Consider the following 17,794-nt stretch of genomic DNA (forward strand, 5'->3'; position numbering starts at 1 on the left):
ATTTAACCTCCTCTCTCGAGGTTCAGTTGACAAATAGCGATGGCTGATCGAGTGATAGCGAAACGCGATCACCATGGAGCATGTGAATGCACGACAGCAGGAAACCCACCCGCTTAGACCTTCGTCATCTGCGATACGCCTTGGCCGTGGCAGATGCGCAAGGGTTCAGAGCGGCGGCTGAACTGCTCAATATCGCGCAACCAGCCATTTCGAAAGCGGTGAAAGACACCGAGGTTGATCTTGGTTTCCGGATTTTCGATCGAAGTGGGCCGCGTGTGGTGCCTACGCCCGAGGGGGTAGTCTTTCTTGATGACGCGCGCCAGACGGTGGCGCAGTTCGAGCGGACGATCCGGGCATCAAGACAAAATGCAGCGGGTGCGCGCGGGCATATCATCGTCGGATATTCCGCGCTCGCAGCTTCACGCCAAATTTCCGAAGCACTCGACGCTTTTCATCGTAGTATCCCCGGGGTGCAGGTCGAGATGCATGTGATGTCTACCGATAACATGCTGAAAAACTTGAAGTCTGGCGTGATCGACCTTGGATTTCTGCTGTCCCATCCTACGGTAGGTGCTCCTGGGATTGACCAGATGCCGGTCTGGAGCTCGTCCATCGGTATCGTTACCCCTGCTGGAGAGGCACCTGCAGGGGTCAAGGACTTGGACGGCGTGCCTTTTGTTATGGGCCTGCGCGAGAACTGGCGTTCTTGGCGCGCGCTTCTCGACAGCGCTTGTGATCGGGCCAACCTTAGCACGGTGGTTGTCGATGAGGCTTGGGACGTTCAGGTGATATTGCAACGCGTGGCCGAGCGCCGCGGGGTTACGTTTTTCCCTATGAGCATGGCCGACAGTCTTCCTGCCGCACTGGAACTTGCACTGATTGACGGTCTGGACGCAGAAGCAACGATCTCTATGGCCTGGAGCACCAAAGCCGATACCAGCCTTCTGCGCCAGTTTCGCAACCACTTTCCTCAACTCGCTTGATCACGTCCAGTTATCGGACGATACCGCAAGTCTATTTGCTTAGCGGGGTGATAGCGCGAATGTATGCAAATATGAAACAAGCCCCAATGAATCGCTTCGATGCGCCCGAGGCGCAGCCCTTCCTTCTCGAAGGCAGCGATGTAGGCTTTCTCTTTTTTCACGGCTTTACAAGCACCCCCCAAAGCGTACGCGACGTAGCGCAGCACGTACATTCGCTGAGCGGTGTTACTGTGCATTGTCCGCTGCTGGTCGGCCATGGCAAGACCCCTAGCGCCCTGGCTCAGACGGGCCATCGCGATTGGGTGGCATCCGCAGAAGCGGCGTTGGAAACCCTGTCGTCCCGATGTGATCGTATCATTGTGGGTGGGCTTTCTTTGGGTGCCACTTTATCGCTCAACCTCGCTGCGCGGATGCCAAGCAAAATACATGGCGTTGTCAGCATCAATGGATCGACCGGCCTCTATCGGCCCGAGGTCGTAGCACCGCTTTATGACACCGACGGGCAGGAGTTCGTTGCGGGGATAGGATCGGATATCGCCGAGCCGGGTATGTCTGAAATATGCTATGATCAAATTCCGAGAGACACGCTGAAAGAGCGTTTTCTGCTAACGAACACAACCGGCGCTTTGCTGCCGCTTATCCAACAGCCAGTGCTCATCCTGCAATCGCGACGGGACAATGTCGTGGATCCTGATAACGGTCATCGCATTGCGACTTTGGTGGGATCGGCCGATATTCAACTTCGCTGGTTGGAACGCTCATATCATGTCGCAACATTGGATTATGATCGTATGCTGATCGCCACGAGGATCGCTGATTTCCTGACCTTTTCATCAAGGTAGATCGTGCAATAACTGTCGGCTTCCGCAGTGTGGCAACTACGATTGGATGTTGATGCCGAGCCTTATAGGTCGTTGATATTTGGTGAAATCCGTCAAGTTTTTGGTGTATATTAGTAAAATACTGCGACTTTTCTTTGGAAACGACTTCTTAGTAGGGCAGTTCGACCAGCGCAGCGACGCTTAAGGTGATGCGTCGGGTTGATGACCCGCACATGGAATTACCCCTTCCTGCAGGCGGATGCTCAGGCATATCACACATCACAATCAATCTCCGCCGCGGCGTAGCCGAGGGGAAACCCGCTTAAAATGTAGCTCAAAACCGTGCAAACAAGCCGCCACCTCTTCCTTTGGTCCCCATGATTTGCGGGAGTGTTTCACCGTTGACAACAAAGCTTCCCTTATCCTAAGTGATCTTCTGCTCGCGATGGCGTCGCGATGCGTCCTCTTGTTCCATTCCTGAACGCCCGGATCTTTAGAGGCAGCGTAAACTGCGTCGAAGGAGTTCGTGATGTCTGCAATTACTCAGATTACCCTGCATAAACCGTCCACCTCGATTGTGGGCATGATGGCCATGTCGCTGGCAATGCTTCTTCTACCTATGGGAGATGCGGTTACCAAATCTTTGACGAGCACCTTGGCCCCGGCTCAGATCGCATTTTTCCGCGCAATAATTCAGGCAGGATTACTCGCAAGCGCATTTTTGGTGATGCGCCGCCGCTTGAGCGGACGGGCATTTTCCATATGGTCTTTCATGTCTGGGCAATGTGTTGCGGTGGTCAGTCTCGGTTTGATTGCAGCTTTCAAAACTATGCCAATAGCCACAGCCATTGCGATCTTTTTTGTTGAACCTTTACTACTCACCCTTCTTGCGGGCTTTATGCTGGGGGAAAAACCTGGCCCGCATCGATATGTCGCCATCGCAGTCGGTATGCTTGGGGTTCTCTTAATTCTAAGGCCGAACTTTGCCACCTTCGGGCCATCAGTTTTCCTCCCCGTGGTCGCAGCCGTAGCCTATGCCTTGAACATGATCGTCACGCGCCGTGCGACGAGGGTGGCGTCTGCACTTAGTTTTCAGCTGGGTTCAGCTGTTTTCGCCAGCATCACATTGTCGATCATCATGCTGACAACAACAGACCTTTTCGCGATGATCGAGGTGATTACGCTGCAAATTGCGCTCGGCTTGTCCGGCGCTGGTGTGCTAGCCGCAGCGACGTTCTTGCTAATTGCCTATGCCTTTAGTCAAGCTGAAGCGAGCGTATTGGCTCCATTCCAGTATCTTGAAATTCTCGGCGCAACATTGATTGGCTTTCTAGCGTTTGGTGACGTCCCCGATGAAATCACTATTTTGGGTACGTTCGTCATTCTTGGCTCCGGCATGTACGTCTTTCATCGGGAACGTCGCGCAAACATGCCTGTGCGACGCACTCAGACGCGGCGCGATCGCTAGCCTGAACCGATATGCCGACCTCTGATCCGTAGATAATCCGGTCGGTTATCCTAACGTCTGACGGATTTGGCTACACGCCGACCCTACGTCAAGATAAGCTCGCCCGGAACGGTCGTGTTATGCAAAGGTATATCAAACGGAAGCGGCGCTCTATATCTGGCACCCGTTTAGGGTCAGTGCCCGTTTTTGTGCAAACTGCCGGTTGATCCTGCGACGAAGTACTGAGACGTTACGCATAGTCCGTCGGAGGCGATAAATTGCATTTAGTTAAGTCACTGGCCCCTGCCGTCGCACGGGTTTCAAGCGTTGAAGCCTTTCGCGCGGGGTTTGGCGCTTTTGTAGGACTGGGGTTGGTAGGACTTTTTCTGCTGTCCCCCCAGATCGACACCGAACTTGGGCTATATCTCGTGGCACCTTTCGGGGCCTCTTCGGTACTTTTATTCGCGGTACCGAATAGTCCGCTAGCGCAACCTTGGTCTGCCATTGTTGGCAACATGGTCGCCGCACTTGTGGGTGTCGCTGTCTGCCTTTCAGTTGGTGACCCCGCATTACGGGTCGCTTTGGCTGTAGGGCTGGCAATTACGGCAACCATTCTGTGTCGCGCGGTTCACCCTCCGGCTGGTGCGGTTGCTATGACCGCGGCCATGTCCCCCGACGCAATTGCGGATATGGGCTTTTGTTTTGCTCTGGCACCGATAGGGCTTGGTACGGTTGCGCTTGTCATGCTGGCGGCGATCTACGCACGGCTAACCGGTCGTCATTACCCATTTAGGCAGTTTGAAGACCCAAGCGCACATGGGACCGCAGATCTCAATCCGACAGAGCGACTGGGTCTTTCCGAAGACGCTTTGGAAGATATTCTCGAACGTTACAGCCAATCCTTTAACTTGGGTGTGGAAGACCTGGCCAGATTGATCGGCGCAGCCGAACTTCAAGCGGCAGCCCAGACCTCGGGTGTGTCAACGGCCCAAGAAATAATGTCGCGCAACCTCGTTACCGTCGGCCCGAAAACAGCGATGAAAGATATCGCCGACCTATTTCGAAAGCACCGTTTCACCGCCCTTCCCGTAGTCAAAGGGGATGGAACCTTCATTGGTGTAATTTTTCAAATGCACCTCATCAACCAAGTTCGCGCTTTTGCAATGCGCCACAACCGTAGCTATGTCGAAGCCCTACGAAGGCTGCTAGATCGAGAACGAGACAAACCGATAACAGCGGAATACATCATGAGCGTGGCAGGGCCACGGGCAACGACAAGCACGCCGATTGGAGCCTTGATTCCCATGATGGCTGATGGTGACACAGATGCAGTGCCCATCATCGAGTACGGTAAAATCGTTGGTATTGTCACCCGCACAGATTTGATCGCTGCCTTGGCACGTAGCGCGGCGCGCGGCACTGCATCGGCCGCCAATGACTAGGTGTCTGAACGCTGAAAACCGGCGACCCCGTGACGCGTAGCAAATTTGCACTAGGTCAAGACCAGCAACACGTTTGGGACATGGTCCTGCATCTACTTTTACACACTAAGCCGAAGGATGGCCAAAATGACAGTCAAACTCGCAATCGTCTATTATTCCAGTTATGGCACTAACCATCAGATGGCGACCATCGCCGCCGAAGCTGCAAAATCCGCCGGGGCCGAGGTGCGTCTGCTTAAGGCACGCGAGACGGCTCCAGACGAGGCAATCAACAGCCAGGACGCATGGAAAGCGCATCACGAAGCCACAGCAGATGTTCCGGAGGCAACCGCAGACGATATGGAATGGGCAAACGCCTACCTGATCTCCGCCGGCACCCGCTTTGGCGTCATGGCCAGTCAGATGCGCGCTTTTATCGACACACTTGGCGGTCTCTGGGCCAAAGGTGGCCTCGCCGACAAACCGATCTCGGCGATGACATCCGCGCAGAATGCCCATGGCGGTCAGGAAACGACCCTCAGCTCACTTTACACGACCGCCATGCACTGGGGCGGGTTTGTTGTGGCACCGGGTTACACCAATGAGGTCCTGTTCAAGACAGGGGGCAACCCTTACGGCTATAGTCACACGCAGGGTGCAGAGTTCACTGACGACGTGAAATCCGCTATCAGTCATCAGACCCGCCGCCTCGTGGAAGTTGCAGAAAAACTGGCCTGACGGTTCAGCAAAAGTCTCGGCCTCCCTTTCGACCCAAGCGAGCTGGCCGAGCGGGCACCGGCCTTGATGGGTTCAGCGGAATTTGGCAATCGACCGAGGTGTCAGCCTGAGGCTCTTTTAAACTCTTAGCTTCTACTGCGTATGGGTGCAGTCACGACGTGCATTTTTACTCAGGCTGATCCGCGTCCGTTCTCAACGGAGCGTTGATCAGTTGTATCCGTCTATACGGTGCAATGCTTCCGGCATCACGCAAGGCTTCGTCAATGAGACTGAAAACCTCGTCACGACAGTCAACCGCCAGTTCAAACTTTGGCACCCAGTAGCGCACGGTGTAGCAAATACCGTTTTCCTCGTAAGACTGCACACGAATGTCAGGCTTGGGTTCTTGCTGGATCAATTTTGCATTACTCAGCGCTGACAACATGATGTCGCGTGCTTTTCCAATCGGAAGAACGTGGTCCAAAGTAATGCTCACTTGCAAGCGGAAATCACGTTTTGGGGCCGAATAATTTGTGATGCGCTGGCGTGAAATCTGACTGTTGGGCAGGATCATATAGGTTGCATCGGGCGTCTGCAGCCGAGTTGTGCGCCAGCCGATCTCGATGACTTTAGCCTGCGCCAGCGTGTCAATATCCACCCAGTCGCCAATCCGAAACGGAGCCTCCATCGCCAAAGCTATGCCGGACAGCGTATCCGCCACGACGTGGCGGATGGCTGTTGATTGTCACCGAGAACTGACCCGGCGGGGGTGCGGACGAAAAGTTGGACTATCTTGGAGATAGTCCATGTACAGCTACGAAGAACGACTGCGCGCGGTTAAGCTTTATATCAAGCTCGGCAAGCGCGTGCAGGCCACCATCCGTGAGTTGGGGTATCCAACGAAGAACGCCCTGAAAGGGTGGCATCGAGAATACCAGCGTCTGCAGGACTTGCCTGTAAAATCGGCACCGCGCCCGCCTAAGTTTTCGACTACACACAAGCAGGTGGCGTTAGAACATTATGCAACCCATGGCCGCTGCATCTCATGAACGCTGCGTGCTTTAGGCTATCCAGGCCGAGCCGCAATGACGGATTGGGTACACGAGGCCTTTCCTGACATGAAGCCGGCCCCCCAACGCGGCATATGGCCCTGGCAACCACTCTGACGCCGTGAAGCAGGCTGCTGTGGTCGGGCTATATAGCCGTCAAGAAAGTGCCCGGGCCCTAGCTGAAAAGTTCGGAGTTAGTCGGCCGACGCTCTATGCTTGGAAAACACAGATCCTTGGCCCGGAGGCTCCTGACATGATGAAACGCAATAAGAGTGCCCTTCCCCCAGAGCTTGAAGAGTTGGAGCGTGAGCGTGAAGCCCTGCAGCGCGACATCCGCGAGCTTCAGATTGAGCATGTGTGAACGGCGGAGCAATACTCGGCCACGGTAGCGACGGCATAGTGTTGTCGCGGGCGGCGTAAAAGTCGTCCACTTTTGCCCTTTCGGATTTCGGGAGGGCTTGGGGATATACACCGTGGACTTGTATTTGAAGGTGCGTCACGCTCATTTCCAGGATGGATTGAGCGGGCGTCAGATTGCCCGGGATTTTGGGATCAGCCGGGACAGTGTTGCGAAGATGTTGGCCTATTCGGAACCGCCTGGATATCGGCGGACAGCGCCGATCAGGCGCCCGAAGCTGGATGCGTTCACCAGCCAGATGGACCAATGGCTTGCTGAAGACAGGAGCCGCCCTCGCAAGCAGCGTCACACCGCCAAGCGTATTTTCGAGCGGTTGCGGGACGAGTGCGGTTTTGATGGCAGCTACACCATCGTCAAGGATTACGTTCGAGACCGGAAGCGGACCGGCAAGGAGATGTTCGTGCCGCTGAGCCATCCGCCCGGTCATGCACAGGCCGATTTTGGTGAAGCGCTTGTCGTGATCGGCGGCGTCGAGCAGAAGGCACACTTCTTTGCCCTCGATCTGCCGCACAGCGACGCATGCTACATCCGGGCCTATCCTGCGGCCAATACCGAGGCGTGGCTTGACGGCCATGTCCATGCCTTTGCGTTCTTCGGCGCGGTTCCCCAGTCGGTTCTTTATGACAATGACCGCTGCCTGGTAGCCCGGATTCTGCCGGATGGCTCCCGGCAAAGAACCCAGCGGTTCAGCGCGATGTTGTCGCATTACGTGATCCGGGACCGCTATGGCCGTCCCGGCAAGGGCAATGACAAAGGGGCCGTGGAGGGGCTGGTCGGCTACGGACGTCGCAACTTCATGGTGCCGATCCCGTCCTTTCCGGACTGGCACGCGTTCAACGCTCACCTGGAAAAGCAGTGCCGCAAGCGCCAGGGTGATGTTCTGCGTGGCCACAAGGTCAGCATCAGGGAACGGCTGAAGGCCGATCTCGCGGCGATGCGGGATTTGCCCGGCACCCCCTTTGAGGCTTGTGAGTTGCAAAGTGGCCAGGTCACATCGACATCGGTGGTGCGTTATCGCGGCAATGATTACTCGGTGCCGGTTGCCTACGGCCACCGTGCGGTCTGGATCAAGGGCTTCGTGACCCGGGTTGTTATCGGCTGCGGCGCCGAGGTGATCGCTGAGCATTCGCGCTCCTATGACACCGGCGACATGGTGTTTGATCCACTGCATTACCTGGCGCTGATCGAACGCAAGATCATGTCCTTCGATCAGGCCGCGCCTCTGCAGGGCTGGGAGTTGCCCGAAGCGTTCAAAACCCTGCGCCGACTGCTGGAAGCCCGGCAGGGAAAGGCCGGCAAGCGCGAGTATGTGCAGGTCCTGCGCCTTCTGGAGCGCTTCGAGATTGACGTGCTGCATCTTGCCGTCAAAGATGCCCTGCGAATGGGAGCGGTCAGCTTCGATGCAATCAAGCACCTGATCTTGTGCAGGGTCGAGCAAAGGCCTCCGAGGCTGGATCTGGATGTCTATCCCTTCCTGCCCAGAACCAACATCACCACCACCTCCGCCGCATCCTACATGAGCCTGCTGGCAGGAGGTGGGGCATGACGGATGCACCCGAACTGCTGCTGGCCCACCATCTCAAAACGCTTCGGCTGCCCACGTTCTTGCATGAACATGACAAGCAGGCCCGTATCTGCGCCGCTGAAGGCGTAGATCACGTGCGTTACCTGGCCCGGCTGACCGAGCTGGAACTGATCGACCGGGAACGGCGCATGGTGGAACGCCGGATCAAGGCCGCAAAGTTTTCGACCATCAAAAGCCTGGACAGCTTCGACTTCAAGGCGATCCCGTCGCTCAACAAGATGATGGTGCTGGAGCTGGCGCGCTGCGAATGGATCGAACGCAAGGAGAATGTGATCGCGCTCGGTCCCTCCGGCACCGGCAAGACCCATGTCGCCCTCGGGCTGGGACTGGCTGCCTGCCAGAAAGGATTGCCTGTCGCCTTCGTGACCGCCGCAGCCCTCGTGCACGAGATGATGGAGGCCCGCGACGAAAAACGCCTCCTGCAACTCCAGCGCAAACTCGCCAAGGTCAAACTGCTGATCATCGACGAGCTGGGATTCGTCCCCTTGAGCAAAACCGGCGCCGAGCTTCTGTTCGAGCTGATCTCACAGCGCTACGAGCGAGGGTCGACCCTGATCACAAGCAACCTGCCCTTCGAGGAGTGGACCGAAACCTTCAGCACCGAACGCCTGACCGGCGCGCTGCTGGACCGGCTGACACACCACGTCAACATCCTCGAGATGAACGGCGAAAGCTACCGCCTCAATCAAAGCCGCGCCCGCCTCGCCGCCGCTAACAAATGAACCTCACAGAATTGGCCTGACGGCCAATGCGCCTTGGACCGGGCTTGCTATATGAGGGCGCACGCTCCAAGGCGCTCGCCCCAAACTGGCCGACTTTTGCTCCGCCACAATGGCCGAATTTTACTCCGCCGTTGACACCCCAGACCTTCGAATGTTGCCAAGCGCACTTTGTCGGGCGTGACACGGATTTTCAGACCGGCGAGGTCTTCGGGCTTTTCAACGGGGCGGACGTTGTTGGTGATGTTGCGGAAACCGTTTTCCCACCAGCCCAGAACCTTGATCCCCTTGCCATCAAGCATATCGGCCAGTGCAACGCCCAGATCGCCATCCAGCGCGGCAAAGGCCTGATCCCGCGCGCCCCAGGCATAGGGCATCTCGATGATGCCCATGCGCGGCTCGATCCCCTGGAACGACCCGGAACCGATCAGTCCGGCCTGCACCGACCCGAATTGCAGCCCCTCGATCACTTCCTTTTCGCTGCCAAGCTGGCCGGAGGGGAAGACCTTGATCGCAACGCGACCTTCTGTGCGGCTGTTGACCTCTTCGGCGAAACCAGTGGCGGCAACGTGCCAGCTGTGGCTTTCCGGCAGAACATGGCCAAGGCGGATCGACACGTCATCAGCCAGGGCGGCAAGCGGCGCAAAGGCCATGAGGCTGGCCGCCAGCAGGCCGCCTTTGATCAATGTGGTGGGGGATTTCATTTTGGACTCTCCTGTTGTGCATTATTTGGAACAGAAGAAATACGGATCGCCGTTTCTACGCAAATAGGCTGGGCCTATAATTGAAAAAGCTTTCTTGAATGCTCAACGGTCTGACCACAGGGCTGCACTTTCGCGCGGCGTGAAGGCTTGCACACATCATGCGCACCCGCTCATGGGACGCCCTGCTCAGCGCACGACTAGTGGAAATCCCTGCTTGGGAACAAGCGCTTGGCCTGATCGCGGGGGTGCATGGCACGGGGTTGGGTGCGGGATCTTGGTGCGTCGTCGGCTTGGGGTTGCGTGATTCCTACCGCATCATCCATCGGGTGGCCGAGACGGCTGAGATAGTGCGACACGTCTTCGATGCTATGCGCAATCACATGCACCACGATACCTTCGCGTTGTACATGGCCGGTGATGCGCAGCAAGCGCCCCGTCATCACCGCGCGGCGGAACTGTGCATAGACCTTTTTCCAGACCACCACATTTGACACACCTGTTTCATCCTCAAGCGTCAGGAAAACGACACCCGACGCCGTACCGGGCCGTTGCCGCGTGATCACCAGACCGCAGACAGAAATGGGCCTTTGTGCCATAGGCCCCAAAGGCACCTCGGGCAGCGCGTCATGAGCTGTCAGCCCCGTCATGGCCGGGCGCAACAGTTCCATCGGGTGGGCTTTCAGCGACAGGCGCATGGCCACGTAATCCTCGACCACTTCCTGCCCTAAATGCATGGCGGGCAAGGTGACGGGCTGTTCGGCAATGCCCTCGCCCTCTATCTTATCATTGAACAACGGCAAGGGCGCGTTGCCTTTGATCGCTTTTACCGCCCACAAGGCGTCGCGTCGTCCCAAGCCAAGCCCTGCATAGGCGTCGGCTTCGGCCAAACGTTCCAGAACCGCGGGCGAAAGCCCTGCCCTTAACCACAAAGCTTTGGGATCGGGATAGCCATTGCCACGCGCGGCAACGATCCACCCTGCATCCTCTTCACGAAAGCCTTTGATCTGGCGAAACCCCAATCGCAAAGCCAGCGCCCCGTCGCTGCGCTTTTCAAGCGTGTTGTCCCATTCGCTTGTGTTGACGCAGACGGGGCGCACTTCGATGTGATGCTCGCGGGCATCGCGCACGATCTGGGCGGGCGCATAAAACCCCATAGGCTGCGCATTCAGCAACCCGCAGGCAAAGGCTGCCGGATGGTGGCATTTCAGCCAGGCCGATACATAGGCAAGCATTGCAAAAGCAGCGGCATGGCTTTCAGGGAAACCGTATTCGCCAAAGCCCTCGATCTGGGAAAAGCAATTCTCGGCGAAAGCTTTTTCATAGCCTCGCGCCAACATGCCATTGATGAATTTATCGCGAAGTTGGCCAATCGTACCCATCCGCCTGAAGGTCGCCATAGAACGGCGCAGCTGGTCTGCCTCGCTTGGCAGGAACCCGGCTGCGACCACAGCGATCTGCATGGCTTGTTCCTGGAACAATGGCACGCCAAGCGTTTTGCCCAGCACGTCTTCCAGCTCTTTCGAGGGGAAAACCACGGCTTCGTTCCCCTGCCTGCGATTGATATAGGGGTGTACCATGCCGCCCTGGATGGGGCCGGGGCGCACAATCGCCACCTCGATCACCAAATCATATAATTCACGGGGCTTCATCCGCGGGAGAAAGTTCATCTGCGCGCGGCTTTCCACCTGAAACACACCAATGGCGTCCGCAACGCACAGCATGTCATAGGTTTGCGCATCATCTTGGGGTATGCTGGCGATGCTGTATTTTTTGCCCCCATGTTGTGCAATCAGATCAAAGCTTTTGCGGATACAGGTGAGCATTCCAAGCGACAGGATATCGACCTTCAGAATATTCAGAGCGTCGATATCATCCTTGTCCCACTCGATGATCGTGCGGTCATCCATCGCGGCATTTTCGATAGGGCAAAGCTCATCCAATCGCCCCTTGGTGATGACAAACCCGCCGACATGCTGGCTCAGATGTCGCGGAAACCCGATGATTTCACCAATCAGCTTGATGGTCAGCGCCAGACGCGGGTCCGATAGATCAAGCCCGAGTTGTTTAACGCGCTCGGGGTCCGGCCCGCCATTGCTGGTGCCCCAGATTTGCCCCGAGAGATTGGCCGTGACATCCTTGGACAAGCCCATAACCTTGCCCACCTCGGAGATCGCCGCGCGCGAGCGGAAATGGATCACTGTGGCGCAAAGCCCGGCGCGGTGCCGGCCGTATTTGGCGTAGATATGCTGGATGACCTCTTCGCGGCGTTCATGTTCGAAATCGACGTCGATATCCGGCGGCTCTCCGCGATGTTCTGACACAAAGCGTTCCACCACCATGGTAATCGTCTCGGGGCTGACGTCGGTGATGCCCAACAGATAGCACAAGATCGAATTGGCCGCGGACCCCCGCCCTTGGCACAAGATCCCCTTGGAGCGCGCGAATTGAACGATGTCATGCACCGTGAGGAAATAGGCCGGAAAATCGAGCGTCTTGACCAACGCCAGTTCTTTTTCCATTTGCGCAATCGCCCGCGCGGGTGCCCCCTTGGGATAGCGGATCTTCAGCCCCTCTGACGCCAACCGCGCCAAACGGTCTTGGGGCGTTTCATTGTCTGCGATCTCGTCCGGGTAATCATAGCTGAGTTCAGACAGGCAAAAGCTGGACTTTGCCGCGATCTGTGTCGTGCGGCGCAAGGCCGCCGGGTGACGGGCGAACAGGCGCTTCATATCAGCTTCAGGCTTGAGCCGTTTTTCAGCGTTGGGTAAGGCACGCGTGCCGATTTGATCGATCGTAATATTGTGGCGCAGGCAGGTCAGAACATCAGCCAACTGCCGTCGCGCACCGTGGTGCATCAACACATCCCCCACGGCCACCATCGGCGCTGCGGTGCGATGCGCGAGGGTGGCGCAGGCATCAAAATAGCGTTGATCACTGCCATCATAGCGCGGCGCGACACCGATAAAGACATCCGCAGGAAAGTGCTTTTTCAGCGTCGCAATATCGGGCTGACTGCTTTTCAAAGACGCTTGCGGCACGGCAATCAAGCTCATGCCCGCACAGCCTTGAACCAGATCAGGCAGGTCCAGATAGCAGGCCCCTTTGGGGGCACGTCGTTTGCCAAGGGTCAATAACCGCGTCAACCGCGCATAGGCTTCACGATCGTGGGGCAATGCGACCCAATGGGTATCGCTATCGCGCAAGATCAGCCGCGCCCCGATAACAAGCCTTGGCAATGGCGCATCAGCCCCCAACTCGCGCCGAAGCTCTTTCAGAGCGGAATAGGCCCGAACGACCCCGGCCAGCGAATTATGATCTGTGATGGCCAAGGCGTTCAGCCCCAACTGGGCCGCCCGAGAGACCAATTCCTCTGGGTGGGATGCCCCCCGCAGGAACGTAAAGTTAGACGTGCAACACAGTTCCGCATAGCCGGGATCCAGAGACGGGTTTCGCGCCTTCATGGAAATTCACCCTGCACAAACCAGTTCGGGTTTTGCGGCGTATAAAACAACCACAATCGCCGGCCCTGCGTTGTGTCCACTTTCCAATAATCCCGCACACCTGACCGCCAGTTGTCATCGGGTAGCCACCATTCAGGGGCGATACGTTCAGGCCCTGTCGCCCGCCCCGTGGTCAGCGACATCCGACGCCAGCGAAACTGTGCGGGCGGCCGTGCCCCGCTGGCTGCGATAGGTTCCGGCGGGAACAGGCACAAAGGGCGCGGCCGCAGCGTGGACCATGATCCCGTGGCGGTACTGTAGGCCGCTGGTACGATTTGAAAGCTCCGCTCGGGGATATGACTGTCTGCCGGTAGAAACCGTTGAATGTTTTCAAGCCCGATCCGGTTACCAAGACGGGTGATCAGATCCTCCAGCCCGTCAGGGCGCGCAGCCGTGGCTGCGGTGATTTGTGCGTCGGCAAGGTTTTCGACCTGCGTCGCTTCAAGCCGTAACTGGTCGATGCCAAAGCCCGCATCCACAGTCCGGACCCCCCGGTCAAATAAGGGCAAAATACGCATTGCATCGCGCATTGGTGCCGCAAGACGCAGTTCGATTTGCTGCGCGCCCTGATCCACCCGCCGCATCGTTAACTGCAATCGCCGTGCCCCCATGGCCTGACATTTCAACTTGTCGCAAAGCTGATCCAGCAACCTTTTCGTGCCCGCCATCACATCAGCGCTCAGCCCGATCGGCTCGGGCAAAGTCATGCGCACAGCATAGTGCGGTGCCTCGCCAATCGGTGTGATCGTCTCGTCCTGGGTGCCCATTGCCTGATCCAGTCGCAACATGACATTCGGCCCGAAACGACGCGCGATTGTCATGCGGGGCAAAGCCAACAGGTCCGAGATTTTCCGCAGACCAAGCCGCTGCAACGCCGTGTCAGTTTTCTCGTCAAGACGCAGCGCAGCAACGGGCAATGCAGTGATATCCGCATCGGGCTTGCGGGCATAATGCGTGCGCGCCCAAGCTGCCCCGCGGGTATCGGCCGCCGCGATACGCCCGTTCAGCCCCGCACGCGCAAGACGGTGACGCATATCATCCAGCATTTCCGCCTCACCGCCAAACAGATGCACTGACCCGGTGATGTTCAGGACCAAACCATCCCTCCCATCCACCCCCACCCAAGGGCAGTATCGTTTGCTCCACCGGGCAAGTGATTGCAAAAACCGCGCGTCCTCTTGGGGATTGGCTGCTGCGCTGGAAAGCTCGGGGCAATAGGCACGGGCATCTGACAACCCCATGCCACGATGCAACCCCTGCGCCTCTGCCGCTTGGTTCAAACAGTAGATGCGGTCGGTATTTTTCGCGTGTTGCACCAGCGCGAAAGGGCGATTGCTAGTGGCGGCCTCAAGCGTCCGCGCGCGCAGCACCCTATCGCTGGGCAGTCGGGGAAACCACACTGATGCGACGCGTTTGCGCATTCCACTTCACAGTCCAAGCCGCTAATGTTCCTGATTTGTTCTTTATAAGTTTCCAATTTTGCAGAGTCGAGTCCTCGGCTGTGTTGCCCACATCAAAAACAGGGGTGCAGTGCCATCTGGTCTGCGCGGCATTGTTCCCCATTCCTTCAGGCAAAATGCAAAGCCCTGTGGCGTTGCCTTCTTGCGCAGCCAGTTGCAAACGCCGCCCTTCCGTCAACCCAATGGGCTGTGTGAGCTCTGCGATCACCACTGCCACATGCCCCGACCGCAACGCCTCCTCGGTCGAGGCGAGCACATCGATATGACGCGGTGCCTGCGCGATCAGCAGTTGCGACGGATCAAGATAAGCCGCGCCCCCCACCGGATTGATCTGCGTGCCGTGCCATGCCTCACGCACCCAAAGCGCGGCCCCGCCATTCGCGCCACAGACCTGACCGGCCAATGCATATGCAAAAGCATAGGCAGACGCCCCGCAAACCTCATGGGTGCGGGTATTCTTGAGCGGAAAGTGAGATTCGAAGTCGGCCATGGTTCAGATCATACAAGACGGAACAAAAGATGCACATTGAAGACATCTTGACCTGCCACTGAACTTTCATCCAGCCATGACCAGCGCCCGGTTGGGCGATACGCCACATGCGGCGTTTTTTATATCGTATTTTTGTATTTGGTTGCGGGAGTAGGATTTGAACCTACGACCTTCAGGTTATGAGCCTGACGAGCTACCGGGCTGCTCCATCCCGCGGCTGTGGCCAATGTTATTGTATTGGCTTATTAATTGTCATCGTTTGAGAGATACGTAGAGGTTTTGCTAGGTTTGGCGGTGACCTACTCTCCCACGTCTTAAGACGCAGTACCATTGGCGCAGTAGCACTTAACTGCCGAGTTCGGGATGGGATCGGGTGTTTTGCTTACGCTATGACCACCAAACCGAGTAAAACCTCTATGTTGCTGCTTTTGCCATTGGCAAAAGAGCAACAAGCGGGAGAGAGCGTATCCGAAGGATGCGCGTTCCCGCCACCTCACCATTCTGGGTAAGGATTTGTCCAAGTCAGTACGACTGATTGTATGTGTATGCTTTTGTCCGAGTAGAAAGTCTTTCTTCTACTGGATCAAATCAAGCCTATCGAGCAATTAGTACCAGTCAACTGAACGTATTACTACGCTTACATCTCTGGCCTATCGACGAGATGGTCTATCTCGGCTCTCAGGGATACCTTGTTTTGAGGGGGGCTTCCCGCTTAGATGCCTTCAGCGGTTATCCTGTCCGATCATAGCTACCCAGCACTGCTATTGGCATAACAACTGGTCCACCAGTGGATCGTTCACCCCGGTCCTCTCGTACTAGGGGCAACTCCTCTCAAGTATCCTACACCCACGGAAGATAGGGACCGAACTGTCTCACGACGTTCTAAACCCAGCTCACGTACCTCTTTAAACGGCGAACAGCCGTACCCTTGGGACCTGCTCCAGCCCCAGGATGAGATGAGCCGACATCGAGGTGCCAAACACTGCCGTCGATATGGACTCTTGGGCAGTATCAGCCTGTTATCCCCGGCGTACCTTTTATCCGTTGAGCGATGGCCCTCCCACTTGGGACCACCGGATCACTATGGCCGTCTTTCGACTCTGCTCGACTTGTCAGTCTCGCAGTCAGGCTGGCTTCTGCCATTGCACTCAACGAGCGATTTCCGACCGCTCTGAGCCAACCTTCGCGCGCCTCCGTTACGATTTAGGAGGCGACCGCCCCAGTCAAACTACCCACCACACAGGGTCCCGGATCCGGATAACGGACCGCGGTTAGACATCAAGCAGAACAAGGGTGGTATCTCAAGGGAGGCTCCACGCAGACTGGCGTCCACGCTTCAAAGCCCACCACCTATCCTGCACATGTTCGGCCTAATGCCAGTGTGAAGTTGTAGTAAAGGTGCACGGGGTCTTTCCGTCTAACCGCGGGTAACCGGCATCTTGACCGGTAATTCAATTTCGCTGAGTCTATGTTGGAGACAGCGGGGAAGTCGTTACGCCATTCGTGCAGGTCGGAACTTACCCGACAAGGAATTTCGCTACCTTAGGACCGTTATAGTTACGGCCGCCGTTTACCTGGGCTTCAATTCAGAGCTCTCACTCCTCCTTTTAACCTTCAGGCACCGGGCAGGCGTCAGACCCTATACGTCGTCTTACGACTTCGCAGAGCCCTGTGTTTTTAATAAACAGTCGCCACCCCCTGGTTTGTGCCCCCAGCCCCTAGTTGCCTAGGAACCGGGCCTCCTTCTCGCGAACTTACGGAGGTATTTTGCCGAGTTCCTTCAACATAGTTCTCTCAAGCGCCTTGGTATTCTCTACCTATCCACCTGTGTCGGTTTAGGGTACGATCTAGCGATGGAGCTATTTCCAGGGACCTCTAAGCAGCCCATTCAATCCGATAAGGATGAACTACCCTCGAGATCCGTCACTTCCATCTGGCCCAGGAATATTAACCTGGTTCCCATCGACTACGCCTTTCGGCCTCGCCTTAGGGGTCGGCTTACCCTGCTCAGATTAGCTTTAAGCAGGAACCCTTGGATTTTCGGCGAGAGTGTCTCTCACACTCTTTGTCGCTACTCATGTCATCATTCTCACTAGTGATCTCTCCACCGGATCGCTCACGCGCCGGCTTCACAGAAAGCTCCGCGTCTCCAATACCCCGAAGGGCTAAGGAGACATGGAACTATGTCACACTACGCTCTGCTACCATGCAATTAATGCATCCTAAGCTTCGGCTCATGGCTTGAGCCCCGTTACATCTTCGCCGCAAGACAACTTATTTAGACCAGTGAGCTGTTACGCTATCTTTAAAGGATGGCTGCTTCTAAGCCAACCTCCTGGTTGTTTTGGTCGTCTCACCTGCTTTCCCACTTAGCCATGAATTAGGGGCCTTAGCTGTAGGTCAGGGTTGTTTCCCTCTTCACAACGGACGTTAGCATCCGCTGTGTGTCTGCCATCTAGTACTCCTCGGTATTCGGAGTT

12 protein-coding genes, 1 tRNA gene, 2 rRNA genes and 1 pseudogene (1 of these 16 cut by a window edge) are annotated in these 17,794 nt (G+C 56.7%); 8 read left to right on the top strand and 8 right to left on the bottom strand.

The window, feature by feature from the left end:
- Positions 1–86 precede the first annotated feature (86 nt).
- From C1J04_RS16535 to wrbA, 5 genes are all read left to right on the top strand, one after another.
- The gene (locus C1J04_RS16535) at positions 87–983 is read left to right on the top strand and encodes a LysR family transcriptional regulator (protein ID WP_114865629.1); all 897 of its coding nucleotides are present in this window, start codon (positions 87–89) and stop codon (positions 981–983) included.
- Between the two features lie 86 nt (positions 984–1,069).
- On the top strand, positions 1,070–1,825 hold the full coding sequence (locus tag C1J04_RS16540) for an alpha/beta hydrolase (RefSeq protein ID WP_162797848.1): 756 nt from the start codon (positions 1,070–1,072) through the stop codon (positions 1,823–1,825).
- A gap of 508 nt (positions 1,826–2,333) precedes the next feature.
- Complete coding sequence (locus tag C1J04_RS16545; protein ID WP_114865631.1) at positions 2,334–3,272, top strand: DMT family transporter; 939 nt, start codon at positions 2,334–2,336, stop codon at positions 3,270–3,272.
- A gap of 257 nt (positions 3,273–3,529) precedes the next feature.
- Positions 3,530–4,693, top strand: a complete 1,164-nt coding sequence (locus C1J04_RS16550; protein ID WP_114865632.1) for an HPP family protein — start codon at positions 3,530–3,532, stop codon at positions 4,691–4,693.
- 126 nt (positions 4,694–4,819) lie between these two features.
- Positions 4,820–5,410, top strand: coding sequence for an NAD(P)H:quinone oxidoreductase type IV (wrbA, locus tag C1J04_RS16555; RefSeq protein ID WP_114865633.1), 591 nt, complete (start codon positions 4,820–4,822; stop codon positions 5,408–5,410).
- A gap of 166 nt (positions 5,411–5,576) precedes the next feature.
- Here the strand turns inward: wrbA and C1J04_RS16560 are convergent, their stop codons facing one another.
- Entirely contained in the window at positions 5,577–6,110 is a 534-nt protein-coding gene (locus tag C1J04_RS16560) for a mechanosensitive ion channel family protein (protein ID WP_254693869.1), read from the bottom strand.
- 85 nt (positions 6,111–6,195) lie between these two features.
- Between C1J04_RS16560 and C1J04_RS19620 the strand changes: the two are divergent.
- The 3 genes and pseudogenes from C1J04_RS19620 to istB form a co-directional block, all read left to right on the top strand.
- Positions 6,196–6,793: pseudogene (locus C1J04_RS19620) on the top strand (transposase); the annotation flags it as partial.
- 109 nt (positions 6,794–6,902) lie between these two features.
- Positions 6,903–8,402: an IS21 family transposase gene (gene istA / locus C1J04_RS16575; protein ID WP_114865661.1), complete on the top strand. Its 1,500-nt coding sequence runs from the start codon at positions 6,903–6,905 to the stop codon at positions 8,400–8,402.
- Entirely contained in the window at positions 8,399–9,163 is a 765-nt protein-coding gene (istB, locus tag C1J04_RS16580; RefSeq protein WP_114865258.1) for an IS21-like element helper ATPase IstB, read from the top strand. The genes istA and istB overlap by 4 nt, the downstream gene beginning before the upstream one ends.
- 47 nt (positions 9,164–9,210) lie before the next feature.
- Here the strand turns inward: istB and dctP are convergent, their stop codons facing one another.
- The 7 genes from dctP to C1J04_RS16615 form a co-directional block, all read right to left on the bottom strand.
- A complete protein-coding gene (gene dctP, locus C1J04_RS16585; protein ID WP_254693870.1) occupies positions 9,211–9,864 on the bottom strand; it encodes a TRAP transporter substrate-binding protein DctP in 654 nt (217 codons plus the stop codon).
- 197 nt (positions 9,865–10,061) lie between these two features.
- Entirely contained in the window at positions 10,062–13,325 is a 3,264-nt protein-coding gene (locus C1J04_RS16590; RefSeq protein WP_114865637.1) for an error-prone DNA polymerase, read from the bottom strand.
- A complete protein-coding gene (locus C1J04_RS16595; protein ID WP_174226636.1) occupies positions 13,322–14,785 on the bottom strand; it encodes a Y-family DNA polymerase in 1,464 nt (487 codons plus the stop codon). Before C1J04_RS16595 ends, C1J04_RS16590 begins: the two co-directional genes overlap by 4 nt.
- Positions 14,736–15,314: an ImuA family protein gene (locus C1J04_RS16600; RefSeq protein WP_114865639.1), complete on the bottom strand. Its 579-nt coding sequence runs from the start codon at positions 15,312–15,314 to the stop codon at positions 14,736–14,738. The genes C1J04_RS16595 and C1J04_RS16600 overlap by 50 nt, the downstream gene beginning before the upstream one ends.
- A 139-nt stretch (positions 15,315–15,453) precedes the next feature.
- Positions 15,454–15,530, bottom strand: a tRNA-Met gene (locus C1J04_RS16605).
- 70 nt (positions 15,531–15,600) lie between these two features.
- Positions 15,601–15,715, bottom strand: a 5S ribosomal RNA gene (rrf, locus tag C1J04_RS16610).
- 183 nt (positions 15,716–15,898) lie between these two features.
- Positions 15,899–17,794, bottom strand: a 23S ribosomal RNA gene (locus C1J04_RS16615) (it continues 970 nt past the right edge of the window).

The sequence above is a fragment of the Sulfitobacter sp. SK025 genome, assembly GCF_003352105.1.
GTDB classification, from domain to species: domain Bacteria; phylum Pseudomonadota; class Alphaproteobacteria; order Rhodobacterales; family Rhodobacteraceae; genus Sulfitobacter; species Sulfitobacter pontiacus.

Coding starts and splice junctions, on each gene's coding strand:
- istB (WP_114865258.1), top strand. CDS start 8,399: ATGACGGATGCACCCGAACTGCTGCTGGCCCACCATCTCAAAACGCTT.
- wrbA (WP_114865633.1), top strand. CDS start 4,820: ATGACAGTCAAACTCGCAATCGTCTATTATTCCAGTTATGGCACTAAC.
- C1J04_RS16595 (WP_174226636.1), bottom strand. CDS start 14,785: ATGCGCAAACGCGTCGCATCAGTGTGGTTTCCCCGACTGCCCAGCGAT.
- C1J04_RS16540 (WP_162797848.1), top strand. CDS start 1,070: ATGAATCGCTTCGATGCGCCCGAGGCGCAGCCCTTCCTTCTCGAAGGC.
- C1J04_RS16590 (WP_114865637.1), bottom strand. CDS start 13,325: ATGAAGGCGCGAAACCCGTCTCTGGATCCCGGCTATGCGGAACTGTGT.
- C1J04_RS16545 (WP_114865631.1), top strand. CDS start 2,334: ATGTCTGCAATTACTCAGATTACCCTGCATAAACCGTCCACCTCGATT.
- C1J04_RS16535 (WP_114865629.1), top strand. CDS start 87: ATGCACGACAGCAGGAAACCCACCCGCTTAGACCTTCGTCATCTGCGA.
- C1J04_RS16600 (WP_114865639.1), bottom strand. CDS start 15,314: ATGGCCGACTTCGAATCTCACTTTCCGCTCAAGAATACCCGCACCCAT.
- dctP (WP_254693870.1), bottom strand. CDS start 9,864: ATGAAATCCCCCACCACATTGATCAAAGGCGGCCTGCTGGCGGCCAGC.